The organism is Pantoea sp. E2023-21 (assembly GCF_051302795.1).
Classification (GTDB): Bacteria; Pseudomonadota; Gammaproteobacteria; order Enterobacterales; family Enterobacteriaceae; genus Pantoea; species Pantoea ludwigii_A.
This window is the reverse complement of the sequence record NZ_CP195344.1, coordinates 3,906,762-3,923,742: the sequence shown is the minus strand read 5'-3', so window position 1 is coordinate 3,923,742 and position 16,981 is coordinate 3,906,762. Positions and strand designations below refer to the sequence as shown.

Below are 16,981 nucleotides of genomic sequence, written 5' to 3'. Positions count from 1 at the left end.
CTCGATTCCGTATTTCGGTCATTAAACCGGTGTTTTTAGCCCAAAGAATTGGCGGGCCGTCACCACATCTTTCGCAATTTGTTCTTTCAGCGCGTCCAGCGAAGCGAAACGCTGTTCATCGCGAATCTTCTGTTTCAGCACCACTTCAATGTGACGCCCATAGAGATTCATATGTGTGTCGAGCAGATGAACTTCAAGCTGCTGACGTAAACCTTTTACCGTTGGGCGCGTACCAATATTAGCCACGCCGGGCAGCGGCTGATCGCCGAGGCCTGACACTTCCACCGCAAACACGCCTTTAACCGGCGTAACGGTGCGACGTAAAGGGATATTAGCCGTTGGAAAACCGATGGTTCGCCCGAGTGCATCGCCATGCACTACGCGACCTGAGATGCTGAACGGATGGCCCAGCAGTGCTTCAGCTTGCGCAAAATCATCCTGCGCCAGCGCCTGACGTACGGCCGTGCTGCTGATGCGCTTGCCGCTATCACAATATGTCTGGGTGCTGATGACCTCAAAGCCATACTCCGCACCGGCTTTCTGTAATAACAGGAAATCCCCCTGGCGACCAGCGCCGAAGCGGAAATCATCGCCGACGGCAAGGAACTTGACGTTCAGCTTGTCCACCAGCAATTCAGAAATAAAACTCTGCGCCGAATGCGCAGCGAGGCGTCGTTCAAATCGTACGCACAAAACGGTATCGACGCCGACTTGTTCGAGATACTTCAGCTTTTCACGTAAACGCGTAAGGCGCGCCGGTGCTTTATCACCGGCAAATAACTCAAGTGGTTGTGGCTCAAATACCATTACCACCACCGGCAGATTGCGAGAACGTCCTTCGGCAATGAGTTGCGACATCAAAGCCTGGTGGCCGCGATGTACGCCGTCGAAATTGCCAATGGTTAGGACGCAGCCGCGATGCTGCTCTTTCAGATTATAAATACCGCGGATAAACTTCATGGCTGACTCAAACCGGTGGAAATCGGCGGATTATACCCTTGAATGGCGTTTAGGTTAACCCGTATACGTGCCTTTCCTGCTTCTGGAGCGGGTTATTCCACGCGTGGCCAGTTGCTTAGCAAGGATCTGAAGATTTTTGCTGCGAAATACTGTATTCAGCGCCGCGTTGCTGGTAGAATCCTGCGCCATCAATTACGTAATCGAGTGTTGTTTTTGAAACGACGCTTATTTGCACAAATCCATTGACATAAGAAGGCGCAAAAGGCATAGTCCTCGGCCTTTGATTTGTCCATATAGATCACATTTGGGAGTTGGACCTTGGCTAATATCAAATCAGCTAAGAAACGCGCCGTAACATCTGAGAAACGTCGCAAGCATAACGCAAGCAACCGTTCAATGATGCGTACTTTCATCAAGAAAGTATACGCGGCTATCGCAACAGGCGACAAAGCTGCTGCGCAGAACGCATTCAACGAAATGCAACCACTCGTGGACCGTCAGGCTGCTAAAGGTCTGATCCACAAAAACAAAGCTGCACGTCATAAAGCAAACCTGACTGCACAGATCAACAAACTGGCTTAATCGCCCGTCTGTTCATCGCTTTGTAAAAAAGAACCGGCGCTTAGCCGGTTTTTTTATGCCTGTGATTCAGTGGTAAATAACGTGCTGAAGTCGCGGTGGCAGATCCGCTGAACTGCGGGATGCTGAATCATACGTTCGGCAAAAATGACGTGATACTCCTCCATTACCGCATCCAGACGGCCAATCTCCTGAATGGCGTCGTCACGATAAATCTCGCCGCCATAAAGCGTGGGAGCCACAAATATCGCGTTGTTCAGCGCACCAAATGCCTTCATTAAAGCCGCATCATCAAACTCACCCAGAATCTCCACCTGCAAGCCCTGGCCATGAATCCAGTTCAGCAACTTACGTCCCAGCATTGAGCGACGGCCTGGAATCAACAAGCGACGTTCTTCGAGGCAGGCCGGAAATGGCAGCGTCGGCAAAGGCGTGTTGCACCAGAAGCTGATGGGGCACTCGCCCAGCTTGACCGAAAACAGCCCTTCCTGCTGTGTTGAATCAATTGGGCAATCGGAGAGGATCATATCCAGTTTGTGCTGGCTAAGCTGTTCCAGCAGCATCTCGTGGGTTGATTCAAAGCAGCGCAGATGGATTCTCTCCTCAGCCACCACCGCCGCCTCAAGCACCTTGCTCACCAGTTGCTTTGACAGCGCATCCGCTACGCCAACATCAAACAGCAGATGCGACTCTTTGCGGTAGTTAACGATATCCAGCATCTCCTGGCTTAGCATGAACATGCGGTCGGCATAGCGAAACACCAGCTGCCCAAGTTCCGTCGGCACTAAACCGCGTCCCTGACGGCGAAACAGCACGCCGCCCAGCTGCTCTTCCAGCGATTTAATTTGGCCGGTAACGGTCTGGGGAGCCAGACACAGTACATCCGCCGCGCGCACCACCGAGCCGGTTTTACACACCTGCCAGAAATAGTAGAGATGATTAAAGTTGAGCTGATTCATCGGCAAAAAAAGGAGGCTTTCGCCTCCTTCCTCTATTAACGCAATTTAATTCGTAGCAGCGTATAACCAATTATCGCCGAAAGCAGCGAACCGCTGAGAATCCCCAGTTTGGAGAACGTCACCAGTTGCTCATGTGCGGCATCAAAGGCCAGCGAGCTGATAAAGATCGACATGGTGAAACCGATACCGCACAGCACACCGATCGCCATGATATCGCGTATCGTGGTGCCCGCCGGTAATACCGCCAACCGCCATTTAACCGCCAGCCAGCAGAACAGTGTGATGCCCAAGGGCTTCCCAATCAGCAAGCCGAGAATGATGCCGAGTGGCTCTGGCGACAGCGTATCCATAAAGGTAATGCCGCTAAGGGAAATACCGGCGTTGGCAAAGGCGAACAACGGCAGAATCAGCCAGTTTACCCAGGGCATTAAGCCATGCGCTAAATGCTCGGCCGGTGAATGGCCGTTCTTTTCTTCCAGCGGCACGAAGAAGCCGACAATGACACCCGCCAACGTCGCGTGGACACCGGACTTAAGCACCGCCGTCCACAGCACAAGACCAACCAACATATAGATGGCGATATTACGCACACCGCAGCGATTAAGAATGGCCAGCAGCACGATCGCACCCGCCGCCACGCTCAGCGACAGCACGGAGAGATCGCTGGTGTAGAACAGCGCGATAATCACGATGGCGCCAAGGTCATCAATAATCGCGAGCGCCATCAGGAACACTTTCAGTGCAGTCGGCACGCGGCTGCCCAACAGCGCCAGTACGCCTAAGGCAAAGGCAATGTCGGTAGCGGTTGGAATCGCCCAACCGTTACGTGCGATAGGATCGCCGTGATTCAGCATCAGGAAAATCAGTCCCGGCACCATCATGCCGCCAAGCGCAGCAATGACCGGGAAAATGGCGCGATCGCGACTGGCGAGCTCGCCGGTGATCAGTTCACGTTTCACTTCTAAACCAATCATGAGGAAAAACAGTGCCATCATGGCATCGTTGATCCACAGCAGCAGATTTTTACTGATGTCTAATGCGCCAAAGCGAATCTGCACCGGCTCCGCAAGAAACGATTGGTAACCTTGAGCGGTCTCCGCGCTGTTAGCCAGAATCATTGCCGCAACGGCCGCCAGAATCAGCACCATACCGTTGCTGGCGTCACTGGCAATAAAGCTTTTCAATAAGCTTCGAATAGAACGGGGTTTGTTCACAACTCCTCCTGAGTAGAGACATTTAGGCTGAGAAGTGTAGCGACTCAAACACCTCGTTAAAAGCAGCTTATTTCTCAGTGAATGCTCGATAATACCGATACATTTCGATGGCATTGTTGGCGCACATCAAGCGGCAGGCAAATTGAGCATATATCAGGAGCGACGCGTTGGCGGCGAAACAAAAAAAAAGCGGAGAGTTTCCTCTCCGCTTCGTTATGCAAACCAGACGGGATTAACGCGTTAAATCGTCAAAGAACTTCTTCACGCCGTCGAGGAAGCTTTTGGAGCGCGGGCTGTTTTTCTCGCCGCTCGGGCCACCAAAACTCTCTTCCAGTTCACGCAGCAGCGCTTTCTGTTTGTCGTTGAGGCTGACTGGCGTTTCCACCACCACACGACACAGCAAATCACCTACTGCACCACCACGCACCGATTTCACGCCTTTACCGCGCATGCGGAACAGCTTGCCGGTTTGCGTTTCAGAAGGCACTTTCAGGCTCACACGACCATCAAGCGTCGGTACTTCAATCTCGCCGCCCAATGCTGCCATCGCAAAGTTAATCGGCACTTCGCAGTACAGGTTGTTATCTTCACGCTCGAAAATAGGGTGTTTTTTAACCGAAACCTGAACGTATAGATCGCCCGCTGGTGCGCCGTGTTCACCCGCTTCACCCTCGCCGGTCAGACGAATGCGATCGCCGGTGTCCACGCCTGCAGGGATTTTCACCGACAGGGTTTTACTACGCTCAACGCGACCGTGACCATGACATGCATTGCAGGGATCTTTGATCACTGAACCGCGACCGTGACAGGTCGGACACGCCTGCTGCACGGTAAAGAAGCCCTGACGCATTTGCACCTGGCCTGCACCATGACAGGTATGACAGGTCTGCGGTTTGGTTCCCGCTTTTGCGCCGCTGCCGTGGCAGACATCGCACTCTTCCAGGGTTGGAATGCGGATCTCTTTGGTCACGCCGCGTACCGCTTCTTCCAGCGTTAGCTCCATGTTATAGCGTAAATCGGCGCCACGTGAGGCACGCTGACGGCGTCCACCACCAAAAATATCGCCAAATACGTCGCCAAAGATATCGCTGAAATCAGCACCGCCGCCGCCACCGAAACCACCGCCGCCGCCCATGCCACCTTGTTCAAAAGCTGCATGACCGTATTGGTCGTAGGCCGCGCGCTTCTGCGCATCGGTCAGAATTTCGTAGGCTTCCTTAATTTCTTTAAACTTCGCTTCGGCTTCTTTATTGTCCGGATTACGGTCCGGATGGTATTTCATCGCCAGGCGCTTATAAGCCTTTTTGATTTCACGCTCATCAGCGGATTTAGAGACGCCTAAGATCTCGTATAAATCACTCTTAGCCATATTTGTTCTGCCCTTAACATGATCGCACGGGCGTGGAGAAATCTCCTACGCCCGTGCTGGTTTCAACGGCTGTCAGGCCAGTCGTCGCGCCCGGTCAGGGGCAATTATTTTTTGTCTTTAACTTCTTCGAACTCAGCGTCGACAACGTCGTCATCTTTCTTCGCAGAAGCTTCGCCTGCATCAGCGGCTTGACCTTGCTGCTGTGCCAGCTCCATCAGCTTGCTGGACACTTCCATCAACGCCTGCATTTTGGCTTCGATTTCCGCTTTGTCTTCGCCTTTCAGCGCCGTGTTCAGCTCGGTCAACGCAGCTTCGATCGGTGCTTTATCGTCAGCAGACAGTTTGTCGCCCGCTTCGTCCAACTGCTTACGGGTGCTGTGCGAAATCTGATCGCCTTGGTTACGGGTCTGAACCAGCTCTTCGAACTTACGGTCAGACTCGGCGTTAGCTTCCGCATCACGCACCATTTTTTCGATCTCTTCTTCGTTCAGACCTGAAGATGCCTTAATGGTGATCTTCTGCTCTTTACCGCTGTTTTTGTCTTTCGCAGACACGTGCAGGATACCATCGGCATCGATGTCAAAGGTGACTTCGATCTGCGGCATACCGCGCGGTGCAGACTGAATACCATCGAGGTTGAACTGGCCCAGTGATTTGTTATCGCCTGAACGCTTACGCTCACCCTGCAGCACGTGAATGGTCACGGCAGACTGGTTATCTTCAGCCGTCGAGAACACCTGGCTGTGCTTAGTTGGGATAGTGGTGTTCTTGCTGATCAGCGACGTCATCACGCCACCCATGGTTTCGATACCCAGCGACAGCGGGGTAACATCCAGCAGCAGAACGTCTTTCACTTCACCCGCCAACACGCCACCCTGAACCGCAGCACCAACCGCTACCGCTTCATCCGGGTTCACGTCTTTACGTGGCTCTTTACCAAAGAACTCAGTCACTTTGGCCTGAACCATTGGCATACGCGTTTGACCGCCGACCAGGATGACGTCGTTGATGTCTGAAACAGACAGGCCCGCATCCTGCAGAGCGACTTTCAGCGGCTCGATAGAACGTGCAACCAGATCTTCAACCAGTGATTCCAGTTTCGCACGGGTCACTTTGATGTTCAGGTGCTTAGGACCCGTTGCATCCGCCGTGATGTACGGCAGGTTCACGTCAGTCTGCTGCGCTGAAGACAGCTCGATCTTGGCTTTCTCTGCGGCTTCTTTCAGACGCTGCATTGCCAGTGGATCGTTGTGCAAATCGATGCCCTGATCTTTCTTAAATTCGGCCACCAGATAGTTAATCAGACGGCTATCGAAGTCTTCACCACCCAGGTGGGTATCACCGTTGGTTGCCAGAACTTCAAAGGTTTTCTCGCCATCAACTTCATCGATCTCAATGATAGAGATATCGAAAGTACCGCCGCCCAGGTCGTATACCGCGATGGTGCGGTTGCCCTGACCTTTATCCAGACCGTAAGCCAGTGCGGCTGCGGTTGGTTCGTTGATGATACGTTTTACTTCCAGACCCGCGATACGGCCGGCATCTTTGGTCGCCTGACGCTGCGCATCGTTGAAGTAGGCTGGAACGGTGATAACCGCTTCGGTTACTGCTTCACCGAGGAAATCTTCCGCGGTTTTCTTCATTTTTTTCAGCACTTCAGCAGAGATCTGCGGCGGTGCCATTTTCTGGCCTTTCACATCCAGCCACGCATCGCCGTTATCCGCGCCGATGATTTTGTATGGCATGATTTTAATATCACGCTGTACTTCTTCGTCCTGGAAGCGACGGCCAATCAGGCGCTTGATCGCGAACAGGGTATTTTGCGGGTTGGTCACAGACTGACGTTTAGCCGGTTGACCTACCAGAGTTTCGCCATCCTGTGCATACGCAATGATCGACGGCGTGGTGCGATCGCCTTCGGCGTTTTCCAGCACGCGTGCTTTACCACCATCCATAACTGCAACACATGAGTTGGTTGTACCCAAGTCAATACCAATAATCTTACCCATCTAAACATCTCCCACTTAAATTCTTTGCCAATTAGGGTTGTGAAACAGAGATGCGGTCAAACTGACCACTTTCAACTGCTGAAGCAGGCTTTTTTTGCTGCCTCACAACGCTCGATGACAAGTAAATGGGGCCGGTTCGATGCGCATCAAGGGTTAAAACTAAAAAAAATTTCATTCTCTGGTCGATTCAGATCAAAGTTGGCCAAAAAGAGGCCGCTTATTATGCAGCGCCTCGCGGCCTTCAGCGGTTGCGTAGCGAAAACAACTCACCACATTTAAACGCGGCTTCTGAGGAATTATGAGCAACACCACGCTGGCGAATCCCGCCCCGTTGGGCCTGATGGGATTCGGTATGACCACCATCCTGCTCAACTTACATAACACCGGCCTGTTTGCGATGGATGTGATCATCCTGGCGATGGGTATTTTCTACGGTGGCATCGCGCAAATCTTTGCCGGGCTGCTGGAATATAAGAAAGGCAACACGTTCGGCCTCACCGCTTTCACCTCTTACGGCAGCTTCTGGTTAACATTGGTGACCATTCTGCTGCTGCCGAAACTGGGGCTGGCAGCTGCGGCCGATGGCCACTTCCTTGGCGCATACCTCGCGCTGTGGGGCGTGTTCACCGCATTCCTGTTCTTCGGCACTCTTAAGTCACCGAAAATGTTGCAGTTTATCTTTGCCAGCCTGACGCTGCTGTTTGCGCTGTTGGCGATCGGACACCTGACCGACAACGCAGGGCTGCTGCGTTTTGCCGGCTGGATAGGCATCATTTGCGGATCAAGCGCGTTCTATCTGGCGATGGGCGAGGTGTTGAACGAGAAATTTGGTCGCACAATTTTGCCGATTGGCGAATAAAAAAACGGAGCCGATGGGCTCCGTTTTTGTTAGGACGAGTGCAGCGACATATCTAACTGCGCATGCTGCTGACGGCTATCGTGCCACAGCCAGATGCCCACCATAAAGCCAATGACCGCCAGCGCCAGCACATACCATGCCGGTGCCATTGGCGTCAGGCTCATCATCAGCGTCACGCTAATCGGCGTCAGACCGCCAAAAATCGCGTAAGCGACATTGTAAGAGAATGAGATGCCCGTAAAACGCACCGGTGCCGGAAACGCGCGCACCATGACAAACGGCACTACGCCTACCACACCAACGCTTAATCCCGCTAAGCCATACCAGACAAACAACATTTGCGGCGTGCCGCCAAGCTGATGGAAGAAGTTCCAGCTACCTACGGCCAGCAGCAGCGAGCCCACCATCAGGGTTCGCGCCGCACCGAAGCGATCCACCAGCCATCCGGCGATAACGCAGCCCAGCAGCAGCAGGATGGTAGCGAAACTGTTGGCTTGCAGGCTGAGCGCGGCGGGAATGCCATGCTGTTTTTGCATCAGCGTCGGTGCCATCAAAATCACCACCACGATGCAGGCCGATAGCAGCCAGGTAAGCAGCATCGAAATCACAATGCCGCGCTTGTGGCTGGCCAGGATGGTTTGCAGCGGCAATTTATCGGCCAGCGCCTTACGCTGCTGCATCTGCTGGAACACCGGCGTTTCATGCAGCCAGCGGCGTAAATACATCGCCAGCAGGCCAAAAATGCCGCCAAGGAAGAAGGGAATGCGCCAGCCATGATCGCGAATCGCCGCCGGTGATAGCGTGGTGTTCAGCACGGTCGCCACCAGCGAACCCAGCAAAATGCCCGCGGTTAAGCCCGCCGTCAGCGTGCCGCAGGCAAAGCCGATGCGTTTCTCAGGAACATGTTCGGCGACAAATACCCATGCGCCTGGCACTTCACCGCCAATGGCCGCGCCTTGCAGCACACGCATTAGCAGCATCAACAACGGCGCAGCGATGCCGATGCTGGCATAAGTGGGCAGTGCGCCCATCGCCAGCGTGGGCAGCGCCATCAGCAGAATGCTGAGGCTGAACATCTTTTTACGCCCCACTTTGTCACCAAAGTGCGCCATGATAATGCCGCCTAACGGACGCGCCAGATAACCGGCAGCAAAGATGGCGAACGTCTGCACCTGACGCAGCCATTCAGGAATGTCTGGCGGGAAGAACAGCTCACCGATCACCGCGGCGAAGAAAACGAAAATGATGAAGTCGTAGAATTCCAGTGCCCCGCCAAGGGCAGCCAGCGACAGGGTTTTGTAGTCCTGCCCGTTGAGTCGACGCGTTGCGTGCGTATCCATAATCCACGGTATCCAGAGGCTAAATAAAGGGCATGTAAAGATTGGATTACTATACCGTCAATTTTTTGCCACACCAGTGCCGCTGGATTTTATGCCTGAAAACGCCGATTTTTAGTTATTTGTCTCACGACGGGCACTTTTAGGACGAAAAGCTGCTACGACATCGCGGTTGGTTTCCACATACGGCCCTTCCAATAGCTGTAAACAATAGGGTACAGCGGCAAAAATACCTGGCACTTTTAGGGTGCCATCTTCGGCTTTAAGCCCTTCCAGCGTCTCTTTAATCGATTTTGGCTGGCCCGGTAGATTAAGGATCAGCGATTGTTTGCGAATCACGCCAACCTGACGCGACAAAATGGCCGTTGGCACAAACTGCAGGCTAATTTGGCGCATCTGCTCGCCGAACCCCGGCATTTCACGATCGGCGACGGCTAGCGTGGCATCCGGCGTGACATCGCGTCGCGCGGGTCCGGTGCCGCCGGTGGTGAGTACTAAATGACAGAACAGCTCATCGACCAGCTCGCAGATCGCCTGTTCAATCATCGGCTGCTCATCCGGCACCAGACGCGTTTCAATTTCAAACGGCGTCGCCAGCGCGGCAGTGAGCCAGCTTTCTAATGCCGGAATGCCCTGATCCTGATAGATGCCGTTAGCAGCACGATCGGAAACAGAAATTAAGCCAATACGTAAAGTATCCATAGAGTTATCGCTGTGGTTGGCTGCAAGGCAGCAAATGACGTGAGAAGTAAAAAGGATAATACAAGAAGTGAGGAAAAAACGTAAAACCGTGGCAGCAGGTCGCCGCCACGGCACATCACCTTACAGCAGTTCGGCGATCATCTTCTCAAGTTTGCCCTGATCGATGGCAAAGTTGCGGATACCTTCAGCCAGTTTGGTCACGGCCATTGGATCCTGGTTGTGCTGCCAGAAGAACTCAGCTTCAGTCATCTTCGCTGGACGCGCTTTCACTTCGCCGGTGTAGCTCAGTTTACGCTCAACGGTACCTTCGCTCTCAGCCAGCTCTTTCAGCAGGCCCGGAGAAATGGTCAGACGGTCGCAGCCAGCCAGCTCAATGATTTCGCCGACGTTACGGAAGCTCGCGCCCATTACCACGGTTTCATAACCGTGCTGCTTGTAGTAGTTGTAGATTTCAGCCACAGACACTACGCCTGGATCTTCGTGTGCGGCGTACTCTTTCTTGTCGGTATTCTGCTTGTACCAGTCGAGGATACGGCCAACGAATGGCGAGATCAGGAACACGCCCGCTTCCGCACATGCACGCGCCTGTGCGAAGGAGAACAGCAGCGTCAGGTTACAGTTGATGCCTTCTTTTTCCAGCTGCTCAGCAGCACGGATGCCCTGCCAGGTTGAGGCCAGTTTGATCAGGATACGGTCATTACTGATGCCAGCATCGTTGTACAGTTTGATCAGGCTACGCGCTTTAGCGATGCTCGCTTCAGTGTCGTAAGAGAGGCGCGCATCGACTTCAGTCGAGATGCGACCTGGGATCAATTTGAGAATTTCCAGACCAATGTTGACGGCCAGCTTGTCAGAAACCAGCGCCAGCTGATCTTCTTTGTTGCTGCTCTGCTGACGTGCCCAGGTAATAGCTTCGTCAATCAGTTTGCGGTATTCAGGGATTTGAGCGGCGTTGAGAATCAAAGAAGGGTTCGTGGTAGCGTCTTGCGGCTGATACAGTTTCATCGCCGCGATATCACCGGTGTCGGCGACCACAGTAGTCAGCTGACGCAAGGAAGTAAGTTTGTCCGTCATGGTTCTCTTTCTCTTAGGTTGACTGTCAGGGTGTAAAAGGCTGTTGCGATAATATCACGCACAAGTGACGGCGCAACACCACGAAGTGCCCTTTACGATAGCGCTAACAAATGGCAGTGATTTGCCGATCCATGCCGCTTTTTTGCTACACTCCTTGCGACAATTTTCCCTTCAATTCCCTGATAAACCTGCGGGTCAAAGAGGACGTACACGATGCTGATGGTTATCTCGCCAGCGAAGACACTGGACTATGAAAGCCCGCTGGCGACTCAACGTTTTACCCAACCGGCGCTGTTAGAAAAATCACACCAATTAATTGACGTGGCGCGCGATCTTTCCCCGGCGCAAATCAGCTCATTGATGGGCATCAGCGACAAGCTGGCGCACCTGAATGCCGACCGTTTTAACCAATGGCAGCCGCCCTTCTCGCTGGAGAATGCCCGTCAGGCGATTCTGGCGTTCAAAGGTGACGTCTACACCGGTTTGCAGGCAGAAACCTTCAGCGACGGCGATTTTGACTTTGCCCAGCAGCACCTGCGCATGCTCTCCGGCTTATATGGCTTGCTGCGTCCACTCGATTTAATGCAGCCCTATCGTCTGGAGATGGGGATTAAGCTGGCGAATCCGGCCGGGAAAGACCTTTACGGCTTCTGGGGCGATCTGCTGACAGAGAAGCTCAACGAGGCGATTGCTGAGCAAGGCGATGAGGTGCTGATCAATCTGGCATCCGATGAGTATTTCAAAGCCATCAAGCCGAAGAAGCTCAACGCCGAGTTGATCAAGCCGGTGTTTCTGGATGAGAAGAACGGCACATTTAAAGTCATCAGCTTCTACGCCAAGAAAGCGCGTGGCTTGATGAGTCGCTATGTGATTCAGCAGCGCCTGACCAAGCCAGAACAGCTGAAGAAGTTTGATGTGGACGGTTATTTCTTTGATGCGGCAGAAAGCAAAGATAATGAGCTGGTGTTTAAACGCCGCGAGCAGAAATAGTTTAGCAAGCGCTGCCCTGGATTGTGCTCGCTGCCCCCCTCCTCGGTCCTCCCCCATAAATGGGGGAGGAAGATGCTGCAATATGTGAGTTTGGAAGCTGCATGTGGCAGCATCTCCTTCCCCCGCTTGCGGGGGAAGGCCGGGATGGGGGACAGCGAGCACTTACCCCAGTCAGCACTTACTTCAGTAAAAACGCCCGCAGCTCGGCGAAATCGCCTTTCAGATTGTGCGACAGCAGCGGCAAATCGGCGCGCTCGGCCAACTCTTTCGGCAGCGGCAGATCCTGACCCAGGATCTCGTCCACACTCTCTTTAAACTTCGCTGGATGCGCCGTGCCAAGGAACAGGCCATATTCGCCCTCTTGCAAGTTATCGCGCAGCAGACGATAAGCAATTGCCGCATGCGGTTCAGAGATATAACCAATTTCTGCCAGCTCGCGCATGGTAGTTTGGGTGGTTTCATCAGAAACCGCGCCGTACGCCAGATCGGTCAAACGCCAGGTTTTGCGACGGAACAGCTCTTCCACGCGCGGCCAGTTGTTCGGCTGGCTCACATCCATCGCGTTCGATAGTGTTGCTACCGTGGCGTTTGGCTGCCAAGCGCCGTTGCCGAGGAAGCGCGGCACGGTGTCGTTAGCATTGGTCGCGGCGATAAAACGCTTGATCGGCAGACCGAGCGATTTCGCCAGCAGACCCGCCGTCAGGTCACCAAAGTTACCGCTCGGCACGGACACCACCAGCTGGTTGCGTTTCTCTTGTGGCAATTGCGCCACCGCTTCGAAGTAGTAGCAAATCTGCGCCAGCAGACGGCTAATGTTGATGGAGTTCGCCGAGTTCAGGCCAATCGCCTTCTTCAACTCTTCATCATCAAACGCCTGCTTAACCAGCGCCTGACACGCATCGAAATCGCCTTCAACCGCGATGGTTTCGATGTTCCCGCCCAGCGTACAGAACAGTTTTTCCTGCAGCGGGCTGATTTTGCCCTGCGGATAAAGAATCACCACACGCACGTTTTCCATGCCATAAAACGCATGTGCAACGGCAGCGCCGGTATCGCCAGAAGTGGCGGTCAGAATGGTGATCTGCTCATCCGCGCCGCTCACATACGAGAGCATCTGCGCCATAAAGCGGCCGCCGAAGTCTTTGAATGCCAGCGTTGGACCGTGGAACAGTTCCAGACAAGCAACATCTTCGCTGACCTTTGCCACGGGCGCCGGGAAAGCAAAGGCGTTTTTCACGCGCTCAGCCAGCTGATGCGCGGCAATCTCATCACCAATGTAGGCAGACAGAATTTTGCTGCTGCGGCTGACGAAATCCATCTCCAGCATGGCATCGATATCGGTCAGTTCAAATTCCGGCAGCTCGAGCGGGAAAAACAGCCCTTGCTGCGAGCCGAGGCCCTGTTTAACGGCCTGAGCAAAACTAACCTGCTCGTTGTGATCCTTAAGGTTGTAGAGTTTCATGCGTTATCCCAATTTACGTGCGCCAGCCGTATCAAGACGGCAGATGTGGACGAAACCTTCTTCATTCTGCAGATAGTGCTGGCGTAGCCAGTCCGCCATCCGCTGTGCCGTTGCCATCTCGTTGCAAACGGCGAAAAGTGTCGGGCCGGAACCCGAAATGCCGCACGCCAGCGCGCCAATATCCTGCGCCGCTTTACGCGCATCGGCGAAGCCTGGCAGCAGTTTGGTGCGATATGGCTCCGCGATAACATCCTGCATAAGTTTAGCCGCAAGCCCAGGCTGACGCGTATGACAGGCGTGAATAAAGCCAGCCAGCAAGCGACCATGTTTGATGGCATCTTCTTTGCGGTATTGCGCGGGCAGAATAGCGCGCGCTTCGGCGGTAGAGACTTTAATCCCCGGATAGGCCATTACCCACAGCCATTCGTCAAAACACGGCACCTCCTGGCTGATAATGCCGTTCTCTTCAATCATCAGCTGCACGCCGCCGAGGAAGCATGGCGCCACGTTATCGTAATGCACGCTGCCGGAAATACGCCCTTCCAGCTCGCCCATCAGCGCCAGCAGTTCGGTATCGTTCAGCGGCTTGCCACAGAATTCGTTCATCGCCATCAGGCCAGCCACCACCGAGCAGGCGCTTGAGCCGAGACCGGAACCGATCGGCATATTCTTTTCCAGCGTCATCGCCACGGGAACCTGCTTACCAATCGCCTGGCAAAAACGCTCCCAGCACTGATAAACAATGTTCTCCTGCGGATTGGTCGGCAGTTTGCTGACAAAGCGCCCGGAGTTCACCAGGCTAAAGCTGTCGGCAGCTTCCACGGAAACGCAGTCACCTAGTAAGGTGCCATCCACCGGCGAAACCGCTGCGCCCAGCACATCAAAGCCGACGCTAACGTTACCTATTGAGGCCGGTGCATAAATTTTTACCATCATCAAACTCCCAACTTCCACGACAGCGTACGCAACAGGTCGGCAAACACGCCAGCCGCTGTGACATCATTCCCTGCACCATATCCACGCAGAACCAGCGGGATTGGCTGATAGTAGCGGCTGTAGAATGCCAGTGCATTCTCACCGTTTTTCACTTTGTACAGCGGATCGTTGCCGTCCACCGCATCAATCTTCACTTTGCAGACGCCGCCTTCTTCAATCGCGCCAACAAAGCGTAATACTTTACCTTCGTCACGTGCTTTGGCAACGCGCGCGGCAAAGGCGTTATCCAGTTCTGGCAGACGTTCCATAAACTGCTCAACGTCGGCGATATCCGTCAGGCTGGCGGGCAGCAGCGGTTCGATGTCGATATCGCTCAGCTCCAGCTGATGCCCGGCTTCACGCGCCAGAATCAGCAGCTTCCGCGCCACATCAGTGCCGGAGAGATCGTCACGCGGATCCGGCTCGGTAAAGCCCATCTCACGTGCCATTTTGGTCGCTTCCGACAACGAAACGCCTTCATCGAGCTTGCCGAAGATAAAGGAGAGCGAGCCCGAGAGAATACCGGAGAACTTAATCAGTTCATCACCGGCATTCATCAGGTTTTGCAGGTTTTCGATCACCGGCAAACCGGCGCCGACGTTGGTGTCATACAGGAACTTACGGCGCGATTTCTCTGCGGCCGCACGCATCTGCTGGTAGTAATTCCACGACGAGGTATTGGCCTTTTTATTCGGCGTCACTACGTGGAAACCTTCGCCGAGGAAATCCGCATATTGATCGGCGACCGCCTGGCTAGAGGTACAATCGACGATCACCGGGTTCAGCAAATGATACTCCTTCACCAAACGAATCAGACGCCCCAGGTTGAACGGCTCTTTGGCTTCGCTGAGTTCCGCCTTCCAGTTGCTGAGATCGATACCATGCACGTTGGTTAACAACGCACGCGAGTTAGCGATACCGCACACGCGCAGATCGATATGCTTCTGTTTCAGCCACGTCTGCTGACGATGCAGCTGATCCAGCAGCGCCGCGCCAACACCGCCGACGCCCACCACGAACACTTCAATCACCTGATCGGTGGCGAACAGCATCTGGTGCACCACACGTACGCCAGTGGTGACTTCATCGTTGCTCACGACGACCGAGATGGAACGCTCAGACGAGCCCTGAGCAATTGCCACGATATTGATATTCGCGCGCGCCAGCGCCGAGAAGAATTTGGCCGAGATGCCGCGCAGCGTACGCATGCCATCGCCAACCACTGAAATCACCGCCAGCTGTTCCAATACGTCCAGCGGATCGAGTAAGCCATCTTTCAGCTCCAGATAGAACTCCTCTTCCAGCACGCGACGGGCCCGCGCCTGCTCGCTTTGCGGTACGCAGAAGCTGATGCTGTATTCCGAAGAAGATTGGGTGATCAGCACCACCGAAATGCCGGTACGTGACATCGCCGCGAAGACGCGCGCCGCCATGCCCACCATGCCTTTCATGCCCGGACCCGAAACGTTGAACATCGCCATGTTATTCAGGTTGGTGATGCCTTTAACCGGATTTTCATCCAGCTCGCCTTCACCACCGATCAAGGTACCCGGCGCTTGCGGGTTAGCGGTATTTTTGATCAGGCAAGGAATCTGGAACTGGGCGATCGGCGCGATAGTGCGAGGATGCAAAACTTTGGCGCCGAAGTAGGAGAGCTCCATCGCTTCCTGATACGACATCGATTTCAGTAAGCGCGCGTCCGGCACCTGACGCGGATCGCAGGTATACACGCCGTCGACGTCAGTCCAGATTTCACAACAGTCCGCACGCAAGCAAGCAGCCAACACGGCGGCAGAATAGTCAGAGCCGTTACGGCCCAGTACCACTAACTCGCCCTTCTCATTGCCGGCAGTGAAACCGGCCATCAGAATAAAGTGATCGGCCGGAATCTGGCTGGCAGCGATGCGACGCGTGGATTCGGCAATATCGACGGTGGATTCGAGGTAATGACCAATCGCCAGCAGTTTCTCCACCGGATCGATAACGGTCACTTTGTGGCCGCGCGCCTGCAGCAGCGCTTCCATAATGGCAATCGACAGTTTCTCGCCACGGCAGATGATGGCGGCGTTGACGGCGTCCGGGCATTGGCCCAGCAGGCTGATACCGTGCAGCACTTGCTTCAGCTGCGCAAACTCCAGCTCAACGCGGGTTTTCAGTCCGTCATAATCAAAGCCTGGCTGCGCGTCACGCAAGCCTTGCAGCAGGTCGGCAAAAATACGTTCGGCATCGCTGATATTCGGTAACGTGTCCTGGCCGCTGATGGTTTTCTCAATCATCGCCACCAGATGGTTGGTAATTTTTGCTGGTGCAGAGAGAACGGTCGCGACCTGTCCCTGTTGTGCATTGCTTTCCAGAATGTCCGCCACACGGAGAAAACGTTCCGCATTGGCTACTGAGGTTCCGCCGAATTTCAGCACTCGCATATTTGAAGCTCTCCTGAATTTTTGCCGAAAAAAAAGCCCGCACTGTTTAGGTGCGGGCTTTTTCTTTGT

At 54.1% G+C, this 16,981-nt stretch carries 14 protein-coding genes and 1 other annotated feature (1 of these 15 running past the window's edge); of the genes, 3 read left to right on the top strand and 11 right to left on the bottom strand.

The annotated features are described in order from the left end of the window. Positions 1-21: 21 nt before the first annotated feature. Positions 22-960 carry a bifunctional riboflavin kinase/FAD synthetase gene (gene ribF / locus ACRQ84_RS18305; RefSeq protein ID WP_483816783.1) on the bottom strand — a complete coding sequence of 313 codons (939 nt, stop codon included), beginning with the start codon at positions 958-960 and terminating at the stop codon, positions 22-24. Positions 961-1,278: 318 nt separating this feature from the next. On the opposite strand from ribF, the gene rpsT reads away from it, so the two are divergent. After that, positions 1,279-1,542, top strand: coding sequence for a 30S ribosomal protein S20 (rpsT, locus tag ACRQ84_RS18300; protein WP_036619798.1), 264 nt, complete (start codon positions 1,279-1,281; stop codon positions 1,540-1,542). Positions 1,543-1,595: 53 nt separating this feature from the next. On the opposite strand, the gene nhaR is transcribed toward rpsT, so the two are convergent. The 4 genes from nhaR to dnaK all read right to left on the bottom strand — a co-directional run bounded on the left by nhaR (position 1,596) and on the right by dnaK (position 7,090). Continuing rightward, entirely contained in the window at positions 1,596-2,498 is a 903-nt protein-coding gene (gene nhaR / locus ACRQ84_RS18295) for a transcriptional activator NhaR (protein ID WP_064737619.1), read from the bottom strand. A gap of 35 nt (positions 2,499-2,533) precedes the next feature. After that, on the bottom strand, positions 2,534-3,712 hold the full coding sequence (gene nhaA, locus ACRQ84_RS18290; RefSeq protein WP_483816782.1) for a Na+/H+ antiporter NhaA: 1,179 nt from the start codon (positions 3,710-3,712) through the stop codon (positions 2,534-2,536). Positions 3,713-3,944: 232 nt separating this feature from the next. Beyond that, on the bottom strand, positions 3,945-5,081 hold the full coding sequence (gene dnaJ, locus ACRQ84_RS18285) for a molecular chaperone DnaJ (protein WP_064737621.1): 1,137 nt from the start codon (positions 5,079-5,081) through the stop codon (positions 3,945-3,947). A gap of 104 nt (positions 5,082-5,185) precedes the next feature. Then, the gene (gene dnaK / locus ACRQ84_RS18280; RefSeq protein ID WP_483816781.1) at positions 5,186-7,090 is read right to left on the bottom strand and encodes a molecular chaperone DnaK; all 1,905 of its coding nucleotides are present in this window, start codon (positions 7,088-7,090) and stop codon (positions 5,186-5,188) included. A 298-nt stretch (positions 7,091-7,388) separates the two neighbouring features. Here dnaK and satP point away from each other — a divergent pair, with 298 nt between their 5' ends. Next, positions 7,389-7,949 (top strand): acetate uptake transporter, encoded by a 561-nt coding sequence (gene satP / locus ACRQ84_RS18275; protein ID WP_483816780.1) that lies wholly within the window; start codon positions 7,389-7,391, stop codon positions 7,947-7,949. A gap of 29 nt (positions 7,950-7,978) precedes the next feature. Here satP and ACRQ84_RS18270 read toward each other — a convergent pair whose 3' ends face one another. From ACRQ84_RS18270 to tal, 3 genes are all read right to left on the bottom strand, one after another. After that, positions 7,979-9,289 (bottom strand): MFS transporter, encoded by a 1,311-nt coding sequence (locus tag ACRQ84_RS18270; RefSeq protein ID WP_483816779.1) that lies wholly within the window; start codon positions 9,287-9,289, stop codon positions 7,979-7,981. A gap of 111 nt (positions 9,290-9,400) precedes the next feature. Continuing rightward, a complete protein-coding gene (gene mog / locus ACRQ84_RS18265; protein ID WP_483816778.1) occupies positions 9,401-9,988 on the bottom strand; it encodes a molybdopterin adenylyltransferase in 588 nt (195 codons plus the stop codon). A 120-nt stretch (positions 9,989-10,108) separates the two neighbouring features. Then, entirely contained in the window at positions 10,109-11,062 is a 954-nt protein-coding gene (tal, locus tag ACRQ84_RS18260) for a transaldolase (RefSeq protein ID WP_064737626.1), read from the bottom strand. Positions 11,063-11,275: 213 nt separating this feature from the next. On the opposite strand from tal, the gene yaaA reads away from it, so the two are divergent. Next, positions 11,276-12,052: a peroxide stress protein YaaA gene (yaaA, locus tag ACRQ84_RS18255; protein WP_064737627.1), complete on the top strand. Its 777-nt coding sequence runs from the start codon at positions 11,276-11,278 to the stop codon at positions 12,050-12,052. Positions 12,053-12,230: 178 nt separating this feature from the next. On the opposite strand, the gene thrC is transcribed toward yaaA, so the two are convergent. From thrC to thrA, 3 genes are read right to left on the bottom strand one after another with little or no spacing between them, the layout of a single operon-like run. Then, positions 12,231-13,514: a threonine synthase gene (thrC, locus tag ACRQ84_RS18250; protein ID WP_483816777.1), complete on the bottom strand. Its 1,284-nt coding sequence runs from the start codon at positions 13,512-13,514 to the stop codon at positions 12,231-12,233. 3 nt (positions 13,515-13,517) lie between these two features. Beyond that, positions 13,518-14,447, bottom strand: coding sequence for a homoserine kinase (gene thrB, locus ACRQ84_RS18245; RefSeq protein WP_483817950.1), 930 nt, complete (start codon positions 14,445-14,447; stop codon positions 13,518-13,520). Positions 14,448-14,449: 2 nt separating this feature from the next. After that, positions 14,450-16,912 carry a bifunctional aspartate kinase/homoserine dehydrogenase I gene (thrA, locus tag ACRQ84_RS18240; RefSeq protein WP_483816776.1) on the bottom strand — a complete coding sequence of 821 codons (2,463 nt, stop codon included), beginning with the start codon at positions 16,910-16,912 and terminating at the stop codon, positions 14,450-14,452. A gap of 26 nt (positions 16,913-16,938) precedes the next feature. Further along, positions 16,939-16,981 (bottom strand) — a sequence feature (Thr leader region) (it continues 79 nt past the right edge of the window).

Excerpts from the sequence above, each read along its gene's own strand:
- thrB (WP_483817950.1), bottom strand. The coding sequence starts at position 14,447 with ATGGTAAAAATTTATGCACCGGCCTCAATAGGTAACGTTAGCGTCGGC.
- dnaJ (WP_064737621.1), bottom strand. The coding sequence starts at position 5,081 with ATGGCTAAGAGTGATTTATACGAGATCTTAGGCGTCTCTAAATCCGCT.
- thrA (WP_483816776.1), bottom strand. The coding sequence starts at position 16,912 with ATGCGAGTGCTGAAATTCGGCGGAACCTCAGTAGCCAATGCGGAACGT.
- dnaK (WP_483816781.1), bottom strand. The coding sequence starts at position 7,090 with ATGGGTAAGATTATTGGTATTGACTTGGGTACAACCAACTCATGTGTT.
- tal (WP_064737626.1), bottom strand. The coding sequence starts at position 11,062 with ATGACGGACAAACTTACTTCCTTGCGTCAGCTGACTACTGTGGTCGCC.
- yaaA (WP_064737627.1), top strand. The coding sequence starts at position 11,276 with ATGCTGATGGTTATCTCGCCAGCGAAGACACTGGACTATGAAAGCCCG.
- mog (WP_483816778.1), bottom strand. The coding sequence starts at position 9,988 with ATGGATACTTTACGTATTGGCTTAATTTCTGTTTCCGATCGTGCTGCT.
- satP (WP_483816780.1), top strand. The coding sequence starts at position 7,389 with ATGAGCAACACCACGCTGGCGAATCCCGCCCCGTTGGGCCTGATGGGA.
- thrC (WP_483816777.1), bottom strand. The coding sequence starts at position 13,514 with ATGAAACTCTACAACCTTAAGGATCACAACGAGCAGGTTAGTTTTGCT.
- nhaR (WP_064737619.1), bottom strand. The coding sequence starts at position 2,498 with ATGAATCAGCTCAACTTTAATCATCTCTACTATTTCTGGCAGGTGTGT.
- ribF (WP_483816783.1), bottom strand. The coding sequence starts at position 960 with ATGAAGTTTATCCGCGGTATTTATAATCTGAAAGAGCAGCATCGCGGC.
- ACRQ84_RS18270 (WP_483816779.1), bottom strand. The coding sequence starts at position 9,289 with ATGGATACGCACGCAACGCGTCGACTCAACGGGCAGGACTACAAAACC.